This window comes from Nocardia wallacei (genome assembly GCF_029869545.1).
Classification (GTDB): domain Bacteria; phylum Actinomycetota; class Actinomycetes; order Mycobacteriales; family Mycobacteriaceae; genus Nocardia; species Nocardia wallacei_A.
The window spans coordinates 1-1,024 of record NZ_JARWQD010000330.1 but is presented as its reverse complement, the minus strand read 5'-3'; the positions used below and the strand labels follow the sequence as shown (position 1 = coordinate 1,024).

General features: G+C 77.1%; 1 protein-coding gene. It reads left to right on the top strand.

The features are described 5' to 3' along the window. A partial coding sequence (locus QH290_RS30160) for a DUF58 domain-containing protein (RefSeq protein ID WP_280386574.1) occupies positions 1-961 on the top strand: 961 nt, incomplete at its 5' end. Positions 962-1,024: the final 63 nt, after the last annotated feature.

Genomic DNA, 1,024 nt, shown 5'->3' with positions numbered 1-1,024 from the left:
GGGGGGGTGGCGGGGGGGGCGGGGGGTGGGTGGTGGGCCCGGGGGGGGGGGGGGGGGGGGGGTGCGGGTGCTGCGTTTTCGGGCGGGGGGGGGGGGGGGGGCGGGGGCGGGGGGGGGGGGGGGGGCGCCCACGGCCGTGCTCCCGACGTGGTGGGGCGTGCTGATCCTGACCGGTCTGCTGGGCGTCCTGATCGGCACGGATGTGCTGGCCCTCGGCCGCCCCGAGGCGCTGGAGCTGTCCCGGGTCCCGGTCACGACGGTGCGGCTGGGCCGGACGGCGGCGGTGGACCTGACGGTGGTCAACCGCGGCTCCCGCACCCTGCGCGGCACGCTGTGGGACGACTGGCCCGACAGCGCCCGGGCCACCGGACGAACCCATCCGCTGCACCTGCCGCCCAATACCAAGACCCGGCTCACCACCACGCTGCGCCCGAGTGTCCGGGGCGACCGGACGGCGGGCCCGGTGACCCTGCGACTGGTCGGACCGCTGGGCCTGGCCGGGCGGCAGATCCGCCGCGAGGTGCCCGCCCGGGTGCGTGCCCTGCCGCCGTTCCGCAGCGAGGGCGTGCTGGCGTCGAAGGTCGCCGAACTGCGTCTGCTCGAGGGCAGCACCGTGGTGAACGCCCGCGGTCAGGGTTCGGAATTCGACTCGTTCCGCGAATACGCCGCCGGAGACGATGTGCGCGCGATCGATTGGCGTGCCACGGCCCGCGCCGCCGATGTACTGGTGCGGACCTGGCGTCCGGAACGGCATCGGCGGCTGCTGATCCTGCTCGACACCGGACGGCTCAGCGCCGCCCGGGTCGGCGCGGGCACCCGCCTCGGCGCGGCCCACCCGGGCCCCCGGGGGGGGGGGGGGGGGGTGCGATGTTGGCCCCCAAAATGGCCCCCCGGGTACTCGTGGGGGGTTGGGGGGTTGGGGGGCGGGGGGGGGGGGGGGGCTGGGGGAATTGAGCCGTAGCGCGATCTCGGACGCGGAGGTGTTGTTCGGGTCGGCTCGGCAGCTGGAACTGGTGCCGGAGGA